Genomic DNA, 15,022 nt, shown 5'->3' with positions numbered 1-15,022 from the left:
CCACGCACGGACCTGGTGCACAAAGTCGCCGGGCAGCCGAGGGCGGGCGGCGCTGGTGGGCGGGGGCGCGGCTGGTGGGTGGGGGTCAGATGGTGAGGACGAGGCGGGCTGTGGTTTGGCCTGTCGACTGGCGGGTCCAGGCCTTGGCGATTTCGTCGAGGGGGACGCTCTCGTAGGCGACGGCGATCTCCCCGACGGCGGCGTGCTGGAGCACGGCGGTGAGCGCGTCCCGACGCTGCTCCGAGGTCAGGGAATTGTTGGTGTAGCCAAGGACACTCACCGACCGGCTCCGCAGCACTGCCGACGAGAACGTTGCCTCGTCCCCCGACGCACCACCGAGATTCACCAACCGCCCACCAGCGGCCAGCACCCGCGACGCGGCGGTCGCCGCAACGCCGAAGACCGGATCGACCACGACATCAACCGAGCCACCAGTTGCATCGGAGAACGCTCTCGTGAGTTCTCCGACGTCACCGGTCAGCGACACGACCTCGTCCGCACCTGCCGCAAGCGCCCGCTGCCTGGCCTCCTCCGACCGGCATTCCGCCACGATCCGACTGGCGCCGAGGACGCGCGCCGTACCGATCGCGGCCTGACCGACGGCTCCGCCGCCGCCAAGAACGAGAACGCTCTCCCCCGGCTGCAACTGGGCGCGCCATGTCAGCACCATCCATGCCGCGACCGCCGACAGACCGAGCGCCGCGACCTGCGCATCCGCCACCGGCGCATCGAGGACGATCAGATCGGCATCCGGTACGGCGCACCGCTCGGCGAAACTGCCGTCACCCGGAGACATCCCAGCCGAGGTCGGGAAGAACACTCTGGTCCCGGGAGCCAGGACCTCCGACTGCTCAAGTACACCGACACCCTGCACACCCGGGACGTACGGCAACGGCTGCTGACCGAAGTACGACGTACCTGAGGCGCACAGCAGATCCAGCGGTACTACGGGGGCCGCGGTGACGCGGACGATGGACTGGCCCGCGGACGGCACGGGGTCCGGGTGTTCGGCATGCGCCGGCGATTCGCCGTGGGCGCGCAGGACGGCTGCTCGCACGCGTGTCTCCTCAGAAGTCAGGTGGCGATGTCCGGGTACGGCAGGGTGAGGTGTTCCATCGCCTTACCGTAGGCCTTCTGGTACTCCAGCGGTCCATGGTCCCGCTCGAACATCGCGATGAACAGGGTGAGCGTGAGGAACGGATGCGCGCCCAGCTCGAACAGCGCCACATGGTTGTGCTCGCGCAACGCCGTCCGCTCCTCGTCGGTGAACTGCTGCCAGGTCGACTTCTCGCCGGTCGTGCAGTTGAGGATGCGGTTCGCCACCTCCGCTTCCCACCAGCTCACCGTCCCGGCCGCGTCCTCGCGATACCGCTCGACCAACTCAGGATCCCGGTCGACAGTGAACAAGAACTTGTCCAGCAGATACCTGCTCATCCACGTCCTCGCTTCGCTCCGGGCGCGGATGAGGCTCGAGCCGCGCTGTACTTGATGGTGAACTCGCTTCGCTCCTTCACTCCGGTACTCCGCTCGGATACCAGGTGAAGTAGGCCTCCATCGTGTGGAACAGGTCGAGTGAGTCGACGTGATCCGCCTTCGCGCCGGCCCCGGCCACGCCCATCATCAGCATGAAGTCCATGAACCCGTGCGTCGCGTTGCCCGGCAGGTGCAGGCTGTCCAGCGTCACCTCGGCCAGGCAGCCCTCGATGTCGCCACTCGCGATCCACTCGACCGCCTTCCGGTCGAACTCCGGATCGGGGCCGTGGGCACCGAACTGCCGCGGCCCGCCGAGTTCGAGGGACAGATGACCGGTGCCGATGATCGCCACCCGCTTGTCGTCCGGCCAGGACTCGACCAGCTGCCGGATCGTCCGGCCCAGCTCGACGAACCGCTGCGGCCGCGGCAGTGGCGGCGCGAAGATGTTGGTGTAGATCGGCACGATCGGCAGGTCGGCGTCCGGGCGGAGCGTGATGATCGGGCAGGTGATGCTGTGGTCGATCCGCAGTTCGTTGCTGAAGGCAAGGTCAAAGCCGGCGTCCAGCCCGTTGCGCAGGATATGCGCGGACAGCCGCTCCTCTCCCGGCAGCGTCATCCGCGGCAGCCCGAACTCGCGCTCCTCGTTGTACCAGTTCGCATCGAAGTACGGCGCCTTGCCGACCAGGAACTGCGGCATGTTGTCCAGCCACAGCTGATGGAAGTGGTCGCTGCCGACCATCACCAGGATGTCCGGCCGGGCCTTGGTCAGGGTCTCCCGGAACGCCTCGATCTTGGCGACCCACTCGTCGGCGAACGGCGGCCGGTCGGCACCGGTCGAGGTGCTGGCCCGGTAGTAGAACGGATGGTGCGTCGAGGCGATGACCGCGGCGACGGTGGCCATGAAGAGCTCCTCTGCTTCCGGGAACTGTCAGTCGTTGGGGTCGACGTAGACGGCGTTGCGGTCCACGGTGAGATAGGCGTCCATGCCGATCGGCCGGCGACGTTCCTCGGCGAGTTGCCCGAGCAGGCCGGCAGCCCTTGCCAGCAAGGCGAAACCTCGCAACAGCTCGACCGGCAGGCCGAGATCAGCGAGGGCAGCGCCGCAGACACCGGCGCCGTTCAGCGGCAGCCGACGGCCGAGGACCTGCTCGTGCACCCGACCGATGGCTTCGAAGAGTCGTAGGTGTGGCCCGCGGAGGCCTTCCTCCTCGGCAATGCCGATCAGCACCGGCGTTCGCGGGTCCTGCACCTTGTGCACCGGATGCCCGAGGCCGGGAACGTACTTGCCCGCCGCCCGCGTCGCGGTGACCACCTCCAGCGCCAACGCGTCCCACCCGGCGTCGTCGGTCGGCACCTCACGTCCGTCCAGCGCCTCGTGCAGGTACATCCCGCAGTCCTCGGTCACCCCGAGGAAGCGCGACCCACCGCCGAGCAGCCCGGCTGCGAGCGCGCCTTGGAGCGAGTCCGGCGCGGAGAGGTACGTCAGCCGGGCCGCGATCGCGGTCGGGGTGAAGCCATGGTCGGCGAGAGCGACCAGGACTGCCTCGAACACCCGCGTTTCCGACGGCGTCGGACGGCGCAGCGCGACCAGCCAGAAGGCCAGCTCGCCGAAGCCGACCTTGCCCATCAGGTCGGCCGTGAGGTCCTGCCCGAGCAGGCGGATCTCGTCGGCCGTCGACGTACCCAGGGAAGTTGGGAAGCTCATTCCTTCAGCCACCTCCGCAGCTCGGCTCCGTGTTCGTCCAACGACGGCGGCGGCAGCCGGTACTCCGCCGGGGTCTCCGAGAACGTGATCGGGTTGCGCACCGACGGGATCGAGTCGATCGTCACCACCGGGTCCAGCCCGATGTCCTCGGCGAACGCCACACCACCGTCGATCGTGTTGATCGGCCCGCACGGCACGCCGGCGGCGATGATGTCGCCGAACCATTCCATCCGGGTCCTGGTCCGCAACCGCTCCACCAGCAGCGGCCGCAGTTCCTCCCGGTTCGCGGTCCGCTTCTCGTTGCGGTCGAAGCGCGGATCGTCGGCCAGCTCCGGTACGCCGAGCACCTCGGTCAGGCGGCGGAACTGGTTGTTGTTCCCGGCCGTGATGATCAGCTCGCCGTCGGAACAGGGCAGCGGCTCGTACGGAAACAGGCTCGGGTGGCTGTTCCCCATCCGCAGCGGTACGACGCCGCCCGCGACGTACGCGCTCGACTGGTTGACCAGCCCCGACAGCGCCGAGGACAGCAGGTTGACCTCGACGTGCTGGCCGCGCCCGGTCTCGTGCCGTGCGTTCAGCGCGGACAGGACGCCGATCGTCGCGTGCATTCCGGCCATCACATCGAACACCGAGATCCCGGCCCGGAACGGTTCGCCGTCCGGATCGCCGGTCAGACTCATCAGCCCGGAGATGGCCTGCACGATCAGGTCGTAGCCCGGCAGGGCGGCCCCTCGAGGCCCGCTCCCGAATCCGCTGATCGACGCGTAGACCAGCCGGGGATTGACCGCTGCGACCGACTCGTAGTCCAGACCGAAGCGCGCCAGCCCACCCGGCTTGAAGTTCTCGATCAGTACGTCGGCCCGCCGCGCGAGCTCCTGGGCGACGGCCACATCGCCGGGGTCCTTCAGGTCGAGCGCGATCGACCGCTTGTTCCGGTTGACCGCCAGGTAGTACGTCGAGATCCCGTCGCGGACCGGCGGTTGCCAGGACCGGGTGTCGTCACCGCCCGGCGCCTCGACCTTGACCACCTCGGCACCGAGGTCGGCCAGCAGCATGGTCGCGTACGGGCCGGCCAGGATGCGGGAGAAATCGGCCACCAGAATCCCGGACAACGGACCTTTCCCAGCGGGCACGACGCAACCTCCCCGATCATTGCGGACACTTGTCCGCATTGAGCTCGTCGCCTCAGTCTCAGGGCGCCCGACCGGCACTGTCAAGGACCGGACGGCGAGCCCTTGACACCGCCGACAGGCACTTCGATAGTGACCATATCGCCGTGATGACCGGCATACGGACGTCTGTCCGACCGTTTTCTGGAGGGGATCATGACCACTGCCGAGACGCCGGTCGCGGGCCGGCCGCTGCTGCTGCGCGGCGGGACCGTACTGACCATGGACGACAACCACACGGTGCTGACCAGGGGCGACGTGCTGGTCGTCGACGACCGCATCGCCGCCGTCGGAGGGTCGGTCGAGGACGTACCCGAGAGCACGCAGGTGATCGACGCCACCGGCGGCATCGTGATGCCCGGGATGATCGACACGCATCGGCACATGTGGCAGACCGCGATGCGCGCGTACGGCGCCGACTGGACGCTGACGCAGTACTTCGTCTGGTACTACCTCGAGCATGGCAAGACCTTCCGCCCCGAGGACATCCACGCCGGCAACCTCACGTCGGCCTGGGAGTCGCTCGAGGCCGGTGTCACGACGACCGTCGACTGGTCGCACGGGTTGCAGTCCGTCGATCACGCCGAGGCCGCCGCGGACGCTCTGCGGGCGGTCCCCGGCCGCTTCGTGCTTGCCTATGGCAACATCCAGGCGGGGCCGTGGCAATGGTCCGCGGACCCGGCCGTCCGGGCTTTCCTGGAGCGGATCAGGGATGACGACGAGCTGGGGCTGCAGCTCGCGTTCGACGTCACCGGCGACCCGGCCTTCCCCGAGCGGGCGGCGTTCGAGGTGGCTCGCGACCTCGGCGTCGGCGTCACCACGCACGCGGGTGTCTGGGGGGCGACGAACGACGACGGCATCCGGCTGATGTACGAGAACGGCTTCATGACGCCACAGAACATCTACGTGCACAGCGCGACCCTGACCGAGGACTCGTACCAGCGGATGGCCGCGACAGGCGGCTCGGTCTCGGTCTCGACCGAGTCCGAGCAGAGCGCCGGCCAGGGCTACCCACCCACCTGGCAGGTCCGCAAGTACGGCATCCCCGTCTCACTGTCGATGGACACCAGCGTCTGGTGGAGCGGCGACCTGTTCAGTGCGATGCGTACGACGCTGGGCGCCGACCGGGCTCGTGAGCACCTCGAAGCCCACATGAAGGGCGACACCGTGACGCACAGCCATCTGCGCGCCGAGCACGTGGTCGACTGGGCCACCCGCGGCGGCGCGAAGGCCCTCGGCCGCGACGATCTCGGCAGTCTCGAGCCCGGCAAGAAGGCGGACGTCGTACTGATCAAGAACGACGCGTCTCCGGTGTCGTTCCCGATGGTGCATCCGTACGGCCAGGTCGCGTTCCAGGCGCAGCGCGGCGACGTCCACACGGTCATCGTCGACGGCAAGGTGGTGAAGTACGCGAACCAGTTGGTCGGCGTCGACCTGGCCGCCGTCCGACGGGAAGTGGAATCAACCGTGGACTTCCTCCGGTCGGCGCTCGGCGAGGACGCATGGGCCGCGGGGATGAACCCGGACCTGCCGAAGGACGAGGTACTGGACAACCCGTACCAGTACACCGAGTACAAGTCGGAGTCCACCCGCGAAGCCCGCGGCACCATCTTCGGCGACCCCGGCTCCGGCGAGTGACAGCAGCCGGGTCGTAGGCTCTCGTCCGCAACGGCACGTCGTACGACCGGGAGGCAGGAACTGATGGCAGGACGCGGCGCGGGTCCGGACTTCGTCGAGTCGCTGGCTCGCGGGCTGGACGTGCTCGCCTGCTTCGACGCGAACCACCGCACCATGTCGCTCAGCGAGGTGGCGACCGCGGCCGGGCTGGCCCGCCCGACCGCGCGCCGGCTGCTGCTCACGCTGGAGGAGCTGGGCTTCGTCCGCTCGGTCGAGGGTTCCTTCCAGCTGACGCCGAAGGTGCTGACGCTCGGCATGGCGTACGTCGGCGCGCTCGGCCTGTGGGACATCGCGAGACCGCATCTCGAGGAACTGGTGGCGCGGACCGGCGAGTCGTCGTCGATGGCGCAGCTCGACGGCTCCGACATCGTCTACGTCGCCCGGGTGTCGGTGCCGAAGATCATCGCCCTGCGGGTCGACATCGGCACCAGGTTCCCGGCGGCCCAGACCTCACAGGGCAAGGTTCTGCTCGCCGCCCTCTCCCCCGACGAACTCGCCAAGACCCTCGCGCTGCCGAGTCGCGCCGGGCTTCCGGCGTACATCGGGCGCACTGCGGATCAGCTGCGCGACGAGCTGACCGAGATCCGCGCGCGTGGGTGGGCGCTGGCGGATGAGGAGCTGGCGCCCGGGGTCCGCTCCGTGGCGGCGCCGGTCCGCGACGGAACGGGCGCCGTCCGCGCCGCGATGAACGTGACCGTGCACGCGGCGGAAACCACGGCGGAGAAGCTCCTCCGAGACCATCTCCCGCTGCTCCTGCGCGCTGCCGGCGACGTCAGCGCCGAGTGGGCGCTGTGGCAGTCGCGGCCACATCACGAAGTACCGCAGTCGTCGAGTCAGTCTTCGGCCTAGGCCAGCGTGATCGAGTCACCCGAGACGGCGATCTGCCGGGCGGCGAGCGGCTGCGTGGCCGGGTCGTGGACCACCGAGCCGTCCTTGATCGAGAACTTGCTGCCGTGGCAGTCGCAGTTGATGGTGCCGTCGGCAACACTCGCCACCTGACAGCCCTGGTGAGTGCACACCGACGTGAACGCCTTGAACGTGCCGGCGGTCGGCTGGGTGACGACCACCTTGCTGTCCCCGAAGATGACTCCGCCACCCACCGGGATCTGGCTGGTCTTCGCGAGCGCGGCGCCGGCCTGCGGCGTACTCGCCGGCGGGCTGTCGGACTCGCCGTACGTGCTGCATCCGGTGACGGCGGCGAATGCGGCCGCGGCCAGGACGGTACGGCGACTTGGATCGTCCACGGGCAGGTCCCTTCAGCGAATGATGCCGAACGTGGTGAAGAACCACAGCGACGAGGTCAGCCACAGCCCGACCAGGCCGGCGAAGACGGCCCCGCCCACCGCCGGCAGCAGCCAGCGGGGCGTATCGGTCCGGGTCAGGGTCAGCATCTTGGCGACGAACGCGCCGTAGAAGAAGCAGCCGAGCAGCGAGTGGATCAGCACGCGTGGCTGGTCGTACTGGAATCCCAACGCGTACAGGCAATGTGCGACCACAGGAAGCGTGGCCGCGACGGCGGCACGGCCCGACCACCGATGCAACGGTCCGATCCAGCTCCGGCCCGCGAGCGATCCGAGATGCCCGAACAGCGCCAGGGCGGAGACCAGTTGCACCAAGGCGAGGACGAACGCGAGCGATGCCAGCCACGCCTTGACCGACTGCGTGCTGGAGAACCCGGCCAGGTTGACGGCGACGCCGGTCGGCTCGTGCAGCCGCGCGTACAGACCGAGGACGACGGCGACCGCCGCGCCGATCGACAGCGGGATCGCGACCCTGCTCGTCGCGCCGATCGTTGCGGTCGACATGGCCCTCCTCAGAACGTCTCGTCGCCGGTGACAGACGTCGCCGTCACCGCGGTTCCGCCGACGGTCGACGTACCGGTGGACGGATCGAGTGGTGGGGCGGGAGCGGGTGTGCCGTCGTTGTCGATGCCGACCTGGCTGCCGTCGGCGAGCACGATCCAGCCGATGGTGTTGCCGGAGGTCTTCGCCCGGTACAGGCCGGCCGGTGGGTCGGCCTTGGAGATGGTGAAGCGCAGCGTGCGGCCTTGCACTGTAACCGTGCCGGTGACTTGGCCGCTGCCCACGCTTCCGACCAAACGGTCACCGGCTCGGGAGCGCAGCGCGAGCGCGTCGCCGGTTCGCGTGCCGGTCAGCCATGCCTCGACGCGACGGCCGTCGCAGACGTACGCCGCGGCCCGGCCGCCCTTCACCGCGATAGCGAGACTCGCTTCGCGGTTCGCCGTACGACCGGCGTACACGACGGCGACCTGCTGGGACGGAGTGGGGGCCGCCTGCTGCGTGGCGGTCGGTTGTGGACTGGCCGGTGGCGAGCTGGCCGCCGGCCGGCCGGTGTTGGGCGGAGTGACCGGCGCGCTCGTCACGGCGGCCTCGGACGACGCTGGGCCGGTGGACGTGGTCTGCGTGCTGTTCACGACAAGCAGCGCCACGAGCCCGACGGCCGCGGCCGCGAGCGTCACCAATGGACTGCGTTGCCCCATCTCTCCCCCACCCCGGAGGCACTATGTGTCGAGAATCGCCGCCGGGACGGGCCAGGTCAACGGCTGGGCGCCTCGCTCACACAGAGCGCTGAAGTGCCGCCATCATCGCGAGTTGCTCGTCGGGGTCGGTGTCCATCGCCCAGAGCACATGGTCGGCGCCGGCCGCGCGGGCGTGCTCGAGATCGTCGCGGACCTGCTCGACACTCCCGGTGAGCGGCTGCCGCTCGTCCAGCGGGGACGGCGTCACCGGGCCGTTCACCCGGACGACGACGGGCAACGACTGTGCATCGTGGCCGGCCTTCTCGGCGGTTTCCCGGAACAGGGTGATCGAGCCCTCGAGGATCTCCCACGTCATCATGATCGGGTTCAGCCCGACACCGAGCCGGGCCGCGCGCTCGATCGCGGGCGGTAACATCGACCCGGCCAGCAAGGCCACTCCGTCCGGGCCGACGGGCTTCGGCCCCATCCGCGACGGCGGCCCGACCCGGTAGAACCTGCCGTCGTGCTCGACCGGATCCGGGCCCCAGACAGCCCGCATCGCGGTGATGTGATCCTCCATCCGCGCACCACGCTGCGTCGTGGGCACGCCCGTCGACTCGAACTCGGCCACCATCCAGCCGACCCCGATGCCGGCGAGCAGCCGTCCGCCACTCAAACGGTCGACGGTCGCCAGCCGGCGCGCGAGCACGACCGGGCTGTGCAGCAAGGCGTCCAGCACGCTCGTCCCGAGGGTGATGGTGCTGGTCCGGGCGGCGACGTACGCCAGCGTCTCGATCGGGTCGTACACGGAGCCATACCCCTCCGGCAACGGCACCGGATCTCCGCCACCGATCGGCACGGCTCCGTCGACCGGATCCATCAGCCGCTCGAACGACCACACCGAAGCCAGTCCGATCCGCTCGGCCTCCTCGGCGAACGCACCGATGGACTCCGGACTCGCTTCCGCTCCTGACGTACGAAGTTGCACGCCCAGCTTCATCCCGACTCCCAACCCTCGTCACCGCACAATGCCGTCGCCCAGCTAAGCCGCTCGCGCTTTCAGATCGCTTTCAGGCCCAGGGCTTTCAGGGTCAGAGCTGTCAGGCCCAGGGCTTCAGGCCCAGAGCTGTCAGGCTCAGAAGACGACGCTCCAGCCGGAGCGCTGGGCCTGGGCCGCGGTGTACGCGACGCCGTGGACCTTGAGGCCGGCGCTGTCCAGCAGGGTGATCTCACCACCCTTGTTGCCCAGCTGGACAGTGGACGGGAGGTGGACGAGGAGCGAGGCACCGGGTGCCAGCACACCCGCCGGGACCGGGCCGACGTGGAGTGCGCGATCGACGAGATGCCAGCCGGTCAGGTCGACCGCGTCCGGCGATGCGTTCAGCAGGGTGACCGTCTCGGCTTCAGGCGCAGGGCCGACCGGGTTGATCAACGCAGCGACGATCTGGACCGCCTCGGCGCCGAACTCCGCGACCGGCGCGTCGACGAGAGTGTGACCGGTCTTGTCGTCGGTGTGCCACGACTGGCTCTGGAACGCCAGGAAGATGCCGACCCAGCGTTGCTGGTCCGGAAGCCCGATGATGATCGCGCCGTCCTGCCAGACCCCGTCGTCCTTGCGGAAGGCACCGACGTTGCCCTGGTTCATGTGGATGTCATGTACGCCGTTGCCCGGCCGGAAGCCGAAGACCTTGTCCGGTACGCCGTCCTCCGGACCCCAGCGCTCGCCGAACGCGTACACGACCGCGGCCGGCTCGCGGATCGCCCGCTGCACCTGATCGTCCAGCAGGTCGGCCAGATCGTTGCCCGGCCCCTCGACCTCGGCCGGCAACGGCCGCAGCAGGGTGCGATCGAACAACGTCTGCCGTACGTAGTCCAGGTTCACCCCGGCCGCACCCGTGTCGAGCCGATGCCAGCCCCGGGTCAGTCCGGTCAACTGTGCGGTGACCGGATGCCGGAAGTCCTCGTCGACCCGGTAGAGCAACTCCGACGGGAACTCCTTCGACTTCACATTCACCGCGATCCGGTAGTCCACCCTGGCGTCGTCCACCAGCCGGATCTGGTAGTGCGGCGTGTCCGAATCACCTTCCCGGCGTACGCCGACCGCCCGGCCGACCAGTACGCCGTACGACTTCAACGGCATGGCTACCCCCTCCATCACATTCCCCACTACCTAGGAGCCCACGAGTCCGCGGGTAATACAACGGGCCGCGTCTTGTCGGTGGTGGCGTGTAGGAAAGGGGGAATGAGATACGGACTGATTCTTCCGGGTGGGTCGGCGGTCGAGCAGCTCGAGCAGGCGGTCGCTGCGGAGGCGGCAGGCTGGGACGGGGTGTTCGTCTGGGAGGCGGCGTACGGAGTCGACGCGTGGGGGCTGCTGACAGCGATCGCGGCCAGGACGAGCCGGATCCGGCTCGGTACGATGCTGACGCCGCTGCCGTGGCGACGGCCGTGGAAGGTCGCGAGCCAGGTCGCCACGCTGGACCAGGTGTCATCGGGCCGCGCGACCCTGGCGGTCGGGGTCGGCGCCGTCGAGACCGACCTGCCACGAACCGGCGAGGAGCTGGACCTGCGGACCCGGGCGGCCAAGATGGACGAGGGCATCGACCTGATCCGCGAACTCTGGGCCGGGCGATCCACCTATCACGGTGAGCACTACGACTACGAGTGCGCCCGCGACGACCTCGCGCAGGTCGGACGGCCGGTGCAGGAGCGGATCCCGATCTGGGTCGTCGGCGTCTGGCCGAGACCCAAATCGATGCGCCGCGTCCTGCGCTGCGACGGCGTACTGCCGCAGTTCCAGTCAGGCCAGGACTCGCCAGACGAGCTGCGGCAGGTCCGCTCCTGGCTCACCGCCCAAGGCGGCTCACCAGACCTGGACGTCATCGCCGAAGGCGAAACCCCGGCCGATGACCCAGCCGAGGCATCCGCCCTGGTCAAGCCCTGGGCCGACGCAGGAGCCACCTGGTGGCTGGAAACCCGCTGGGAAATGCCCCACCACTCCCCCGAACGCATGCACCAGGTCCACACCCGAATCACCGCCGGCCCGCCGACCGAACGCTGAGCCCGCCGTACGCCGGGGTGCGGAGCAGGTCAGCGGAAGTCGCGGGAGGGGGTTTTGGCGGCCAGGGGGAGGCGTTGGAGGTGGTCGGCGGAGAGGTTGGTGACTTCGCCGGCTCGTTCTACGCGGCCTCGGATGATGAGGGCTCCGGCGGTGCGGGCGACGGTGGCGTGGCGGTGCCAGCAGCCGACGGTGATGACGATGTTGGCCATGCCGGTCTCGTCCTCGAGGTTCATGAAGGTGACACCGGAGGCGGTCGCCGGGCGCTGGCGATGGGTGACCACGCCGGCGACCCGGACCCGGGCGCCGTTCGGGACTTCGCGGAGTTGGGCCGCGGACAGGATGCCCTCGGCACGGAGTCGCTCCCGGACGCGCTGCATCGGGTGACTGGTGGTGGTGATCGAGGTGGACCACAGATCCGCCATGTCGGCCTCGATGTCGCTCATCCCGGGCAGGGTCGGCGGTGGCCCGGCGGCGGTGATCCCGGCGAGCTGGCCCGGCCGCTCCTCGGCGGCACGACCGGCCTCCCACAACGCCTGCCGGCGATCGAGGCCGAAGCAGTCGAACGCCCCGGCCGTGGCGAGCGCCTCGACCTGCGCGGCGGTGATCCCGGTCCGCCGGACGAGGTCGGCCATCTCCGTGAAAGGCCCACCGCGCTCGCGTTCCTCGACGATCAGCTTCGCGCCCTTGTCGCCGATCGTGCGCACCTCGGACAATCCGAGCCGGACCGAGAACACGCCGTCGCGGCGGTGCCCGGTGGTGTCGGACGGCGCCTTCGGATCGAACGGGCCGACCAGCGGCTGCGGATCGTTCAGACAGGCGTCCGATCCCGTCGGGCCGGTGAGCTCCTGACCGTCGACCAGTTGCTCGAGCCCGGCGTCCACCCCCGACAGATGCAGGTGCGGACGGCGTACCTCGACGCCGTGGCGGCGGGCGTCGGCGACCAGGGACTGGGGTGAGTAGAAACCCATCGGCTGGGCCCGCAGCAGAGCGGCCAGGAACGCGGCCGGGTAGTGCAACCGCAGCCACGTGCTGGAGTAGACCAGCAGGGCGAAGCTGATCGAGTGGGACTCGGCGAACCCGAAGTTCGCGAAGGCCTCGATCTTGTCGTAGATCTCGTCGGCCAGGTCACCGGTGATCCCGTTGCGCGCCATCCCGGCGTACAGCTTCTCCTTCAGCGACGAGATCTTCTCGATCCCGCGCTTGGACCCCATCGCCCGGCGCAGCAGGTCGGCCTCGTCGCCGTCGATCTCGCCGACCGCCATCGCCATCTGCATCAACTGCTCCTGGAACAGCGGCACGCCCATGGTCCGCTCCAGCACCGGCCGCAGCTTCGGGTGCAGGTAGGTGATCGGCTCCTCACCGGTCCGGCGGCGGATGTACGGATGGACCGCGCCACCCTGGATCGGGCCGGGCCGGATCAGCGCGATCTCGGTGACCAGGTCGTAGAACCGGCGCGGCTTCAGCCGCGGCAGCGTCGCCATCTGCGCCCGCGACTCGACCTGGAACACGCCCACCGAGTCCGCGCGGCACAGCTGGTCGTAGACGCCCGCCTCCTCCTTGGGGATCGTGTGCAGCAGCCACGACTCCCCGATGTGCTCGCGGACCAGCTCCATGCAGTACTGCAACGCGGCCAGCATCCCCAGCCCGAGCAGGTCGAACTTCACCAGCCCCATCCACGCGCAGTCGTCCTTGTCCCACTGCAGGACCGTGCGGTTCTCCATCCGGGCGTGCTCGATCGGCACCACCTCTCCCACCGGCCGCTCGGTCAGCACCATCCCGCCGGAGTGGATGCCCAGGTGCCGCGGGAACTTCAGCAGCTCGGTCGCCATCGCCACCACCTTCGGCGGGATGTCGTGCTCGGTCGAGGTGATCTCCGGGCTCCAGCCGTCCACCTGCTTCGACCAGGCGTCCTGCTGACCGACCGAGTACCCCAGTGCCTTGGCCATGTCCCGGACGGCGGACTTCGGCCGGTACGAGATCACGTTCGCCACCTGGGCGGCGTTGCGGCGCCCGTACTTGCGGTAGACGTGCTGGATCACCTCCTCGCGGCGGTCGGAGTCGAAGTCGACGTCGATGTCCGGCTCCTCGGTCCGGGTGGTGGCGAGGAAGCGCTCGAACGGCAGGTCGTAGAGGATGCTGTCCACCGCGGTGATCCCGAGCGCGTAGCAGACCGCCGAGTTCGCCGCCGAGCCGCGGCCCTGGCAGAGGATGCCGTTGTCGTGCGCGTACCGGACGATGTCTTCGACGATCAGGAAGTACCCCGGGAACTCCTTCTCCTCGATGACCGCCAGCTCGCGCTCCAGCCGCTCGTAGGCGTCCGGCCGCTGCCCGCGGGTCCCGTACCGCTTGGCGGCGCCGTCGAAGGTGAGGTGCCGCAACCACGACATCGGCGTCTCCCCCTCCGGTACGTCGCGCAGCGGCAGCTTGGGTTTCGCCCGGGCCAGGTCGAAGGCGAGCTGGTCGGCCAGTGTCACCGATCGCGCCACGGCGCCGTCGTACCGGCGGAACCGGAACGCCATCTCCTCCCCCGAGCGCAGGAACGCCGTCCCGCTCGGCGGCAGCCAGCCGTCCATCGTGTCCAGGTCCCGCCGGGCCCGGACCGCGGCCAGCGCGGCGGCCAGCTTGTGCTGCGCCGGGGTGGCGTAGTGAACGTTGTTCGTGGCAACTACCGGGAGGCCGCGGTCGGCCGCCAGCCCGGCCAGAATCCGGTTCCGGGTCGTGTCGGCCGGAAGGTGGTGGTCGATCAACTCGACCACCACCCGGTCCTTGCCGAACAACCCGGTCAGTCGGTCCAGCTCACGCCCCGCGGCGGCCGGACCATCGGCGTGCCCGCCGAGCTCCAGCGCCTGCCGGACCAGCCCCTTGCGGCAGCCGGTCAGGATCAGCCAGTGGTCACGCCCCTCCGCGGCCAGCCTCTCCAGGTCGTAGACCGGCTTGCCCTTCTCACCGCCGGCCAGTTGTGCCTCGGTGATCTCGCCGGCCAGCTTGTGATAGCCCTCCTGTCCCTCGGCCAGCACCAGCAGGTGACTGCCCTCGGGATCGGCCACGCCGTTCTGCGGGCCGGTCAGGCCGAGCGACAGCTCCGCTCCGAACACGGTCGGCAGGGTGTACGCCGCTGCCGCCTCGGCGAACCGGGCCGCGCCGTAGAACCCGTCGTGATCGGTCAGCGCCAGCGCGTGCAGCCCCTGCCGGACCGCGGCCTCGACCAGGTCCTCCGGCTGGGAAGCACCGTCCAGGAAGGAGAAGTTGGAATGCGCGTGAAGCTCCGCGTAAGGCACCGCGTGCTCCGGGCGACGGACGGTGTCAGGCACATACGGACCGCGGTGCTGCGACCACGCCGGGCTGTCGCCGCCGTCGCCCGTCACCGGCCGCCCGCCGTGACTGCCCGGCCGGGACCGGTCCGACAGCTTCCGCTCCAGCTCCGACCACTTGATCGGCGGATTGTTGTGGCCCATCAC

14 protein-coding genes are annotated in these 15,022 nt (G+C 69.6%); 3 read left to right on the top strand and 11 right to left on the bottom strand.

Translation table 11 applies throughout. The features are described 5' to 3' along the window. Positions 1-85 precede the first annotated feature (85 nt). The 5 genes from ACIBG5_RS22150 to ACIBG5_RS22130 all read right to left on the bottom strand — a co-directional run bounded on the left by ACIBG5_RS22150 (position 86) and on the right by ACIBG5_RS22130 (position 4,311). Entirely contained in the window at positions 86-1,057 is a 972-nt protein-coding gene (locus ACIBG5_RS22150; protein WP_396393366.1) for a zinc-binding alcohol dehydrogenase family protein, read from the bottom strand. A 17-nt stretch (positions 1,058-1,074) separates the two neighbouring features. Then, positions 1,075-1,434, bottom strand: coding sequence for a hypothetical protein (locus ACIBG5_RS22145; RefSeq protein WP_396393365.1), 360 nt, complete (start codon positions 1,432-1,434; stop codon positions 1,075-1,077). Positions 1,435-1,510: 76 nt separating this feature from the next. Then, positions 1,511-2,374, bottom strand: coding sequence for a hypothetical protein (locus ACIBG5_RS22140; RefSeq protein ID WP_396393364.1), 864 nt, complete (start codon positions 2,372-2,374; stop codon positions 1,511-1,513). A gap of 27 nt (positions 2,375-2,401) precedes the next feature. Beyond that, positions 2,402-3,178 (bottom strand): citryl-CoA lyase, encoded by a 777-nt coding sequence (locus ACIBG5_RS22135; RefSeq protein ID WP_396393363.1) that lies wholly within the window; start codon positions 3,176-3,178, stop codon positions 2,402-2,404. After that, positions 3,175-4,311, bottom strand: coding sequence for a CaiB/BaiF CoA transferase family protein (locus tag ACIBG5_RS22130; RefSeq protein WP_396393362.1), 1,137 nt, complete (start codon positions 4,309-4,311; stop codon positions 3,175-3,177). The genes ACIBG5_RS22135 and ACIBG5_RS22130 overlap by 4 nt, the downstream gene beginning before the upstream one ends. 192 nt (positions 4,312-4,503) lie before the next feature. Here ACIBG5_RS22130 and ACIBG5_RS22125 point away from each other — a divergent pair, with 192 nt between their 5' ends. Next, positions 4,504-5,985 (top strand): amidohydrolase family protein, encoded by a 1,482-nt coding sequence (locus tag ACIBG5_RS22125; protein ID WP_396393361.1) that lies wholly within the window; start codon positions 4,504-4,506, stop codon positions 5,983-5,985. Between the two features lie 63 nt (positions 5,986-6,048). Further along, complete coding sequence (locus ACIBG5_RS22120) at positions 6,049-6,873, top strand: IclR family transcriptional regulator C-terminal domain-containing protein (RefSeq protein ID WP_396393360.1); 825 nt, start codon at positions 6,049-6,051, stop codon at positions 6,871-6,873. On the opposite strand, the gene ACIBG5_RS22115 is transcribed toward ACIBG5_RS22120, so the two are convergent. The 5 genes from ACIBG5_RS22115 to ACIBG5_RS22095 form a co-directional block, all read right to left on the bottom strand. Continuing rightward, the gene (locus tag ACIBG5_RS22115; protein ID WP_396393359.1) at positions 6,870-7,268 is read right to left on the bottom strand and encodes a Rieske (2Fe-2S) protein; all 399 of its coding nucleotides are present in this window, start codon (positions 7,266-7,268) and stop codon (positions 6,870-6,872) included. The genes ACIBG5_RS22120 and ACIBG5_RS22115 overlap by 4 nt on opposite strands. A gap of 12 nt (positions 7,269-7,280) precedes the next feature. Further along, entirely contained in the window at positions 7,281-7,829 is a 549-nt protein-coding gene (locus ACIBG5_RS22110; protein ID WP_396393358.1) for a DUF6529 family protein, read from the bottom strand. 8 nt (positions 7,830-7,837) lie between these two features. Beyond that, positions 7,838-8,524 (bottom strand): hypothetical protein, encoded by a 687-nt coding sequence (locus ACIBG5_RS22105; protein WP_396393357.1) that lies wholly within the window; start codon positions 8,522-8,524, stop codon positions 7,838-7,840. A gap of 76 nt (positions 8,525-8,600) precedes the next feature. Further along, complete coding sequence (locus tag ACIBG5_RS22100; protein ID WP_396393356.1) at positions 8,601-9,503, bottom strand: TIGR03619 family F420-dependent LLM class oxidoreductase; 903 nt, start codon at positions 9,501-9,503, stop codon at positions 8,601-8,603. A 135-nt stretch (positions 9,504-9,638) separates the two neighbouring features. After that, a complete protein-coding gene (locus ACIBG5_RS22095) occupies positions 9,639-10,643 on the bottom strand; it encodes a DUF2278 family protein (protein ID WP_396393355.1) in 1,005 nt (334 codons plus the stop codon). 102 nt (positions 10,644-10,745) lie between these two features. Between ACIBG5_RS22095 and ACIBG5_RS22090 the strand changes: the two genes are divergently transcribed. Next, positions 10,746-11,564 (top strand): LLM class flavin-dependent oxidoreductase, encoded by an 819-nt coding sequence (locus tag ACIBG5_RS22090; protein ID WP_396393354.1) that lies wholly within the window; start codon positions 10,746-10,748, stop codon positions 11,562-11,564. A 29-nt stretch (positions 11,565-11,593) separates the two neighbouring features. Here the strand turns inward: ACIBG5_RS22090 and ACIBG5_RS22085 are convergent, their stop codons facing one another. Then, on the bottom strand, positions 11,594-15,019 hold the full coding sequence (locus ACIBG5_RS22085) for an error-prone DNA polymerase (RefSeq protein WP_396393353.1): 3,426 nt from the start codon (positions 15,017-15,019) through the stop codon (positions 11,594-11,596). Between the last annotated feature and the right edge of the window lie 3 nt (positions 15,020-15,022).

It is taken from the genome of Kribbella sp. NPDC050241, from assembly GCF_044459685.1.
In the GTDB taxonomy this organism is placed as follows: Bacteria; Actinomycetota; Actinomycetes; order Propionibacteriales; family Kribbellaceae; genus Kribbella.
The sequence above is the reverse complement of the archived record's forward strand: the minus strand, read 5'-3'. Positions and strand labels throughout refer to the sequence as shown.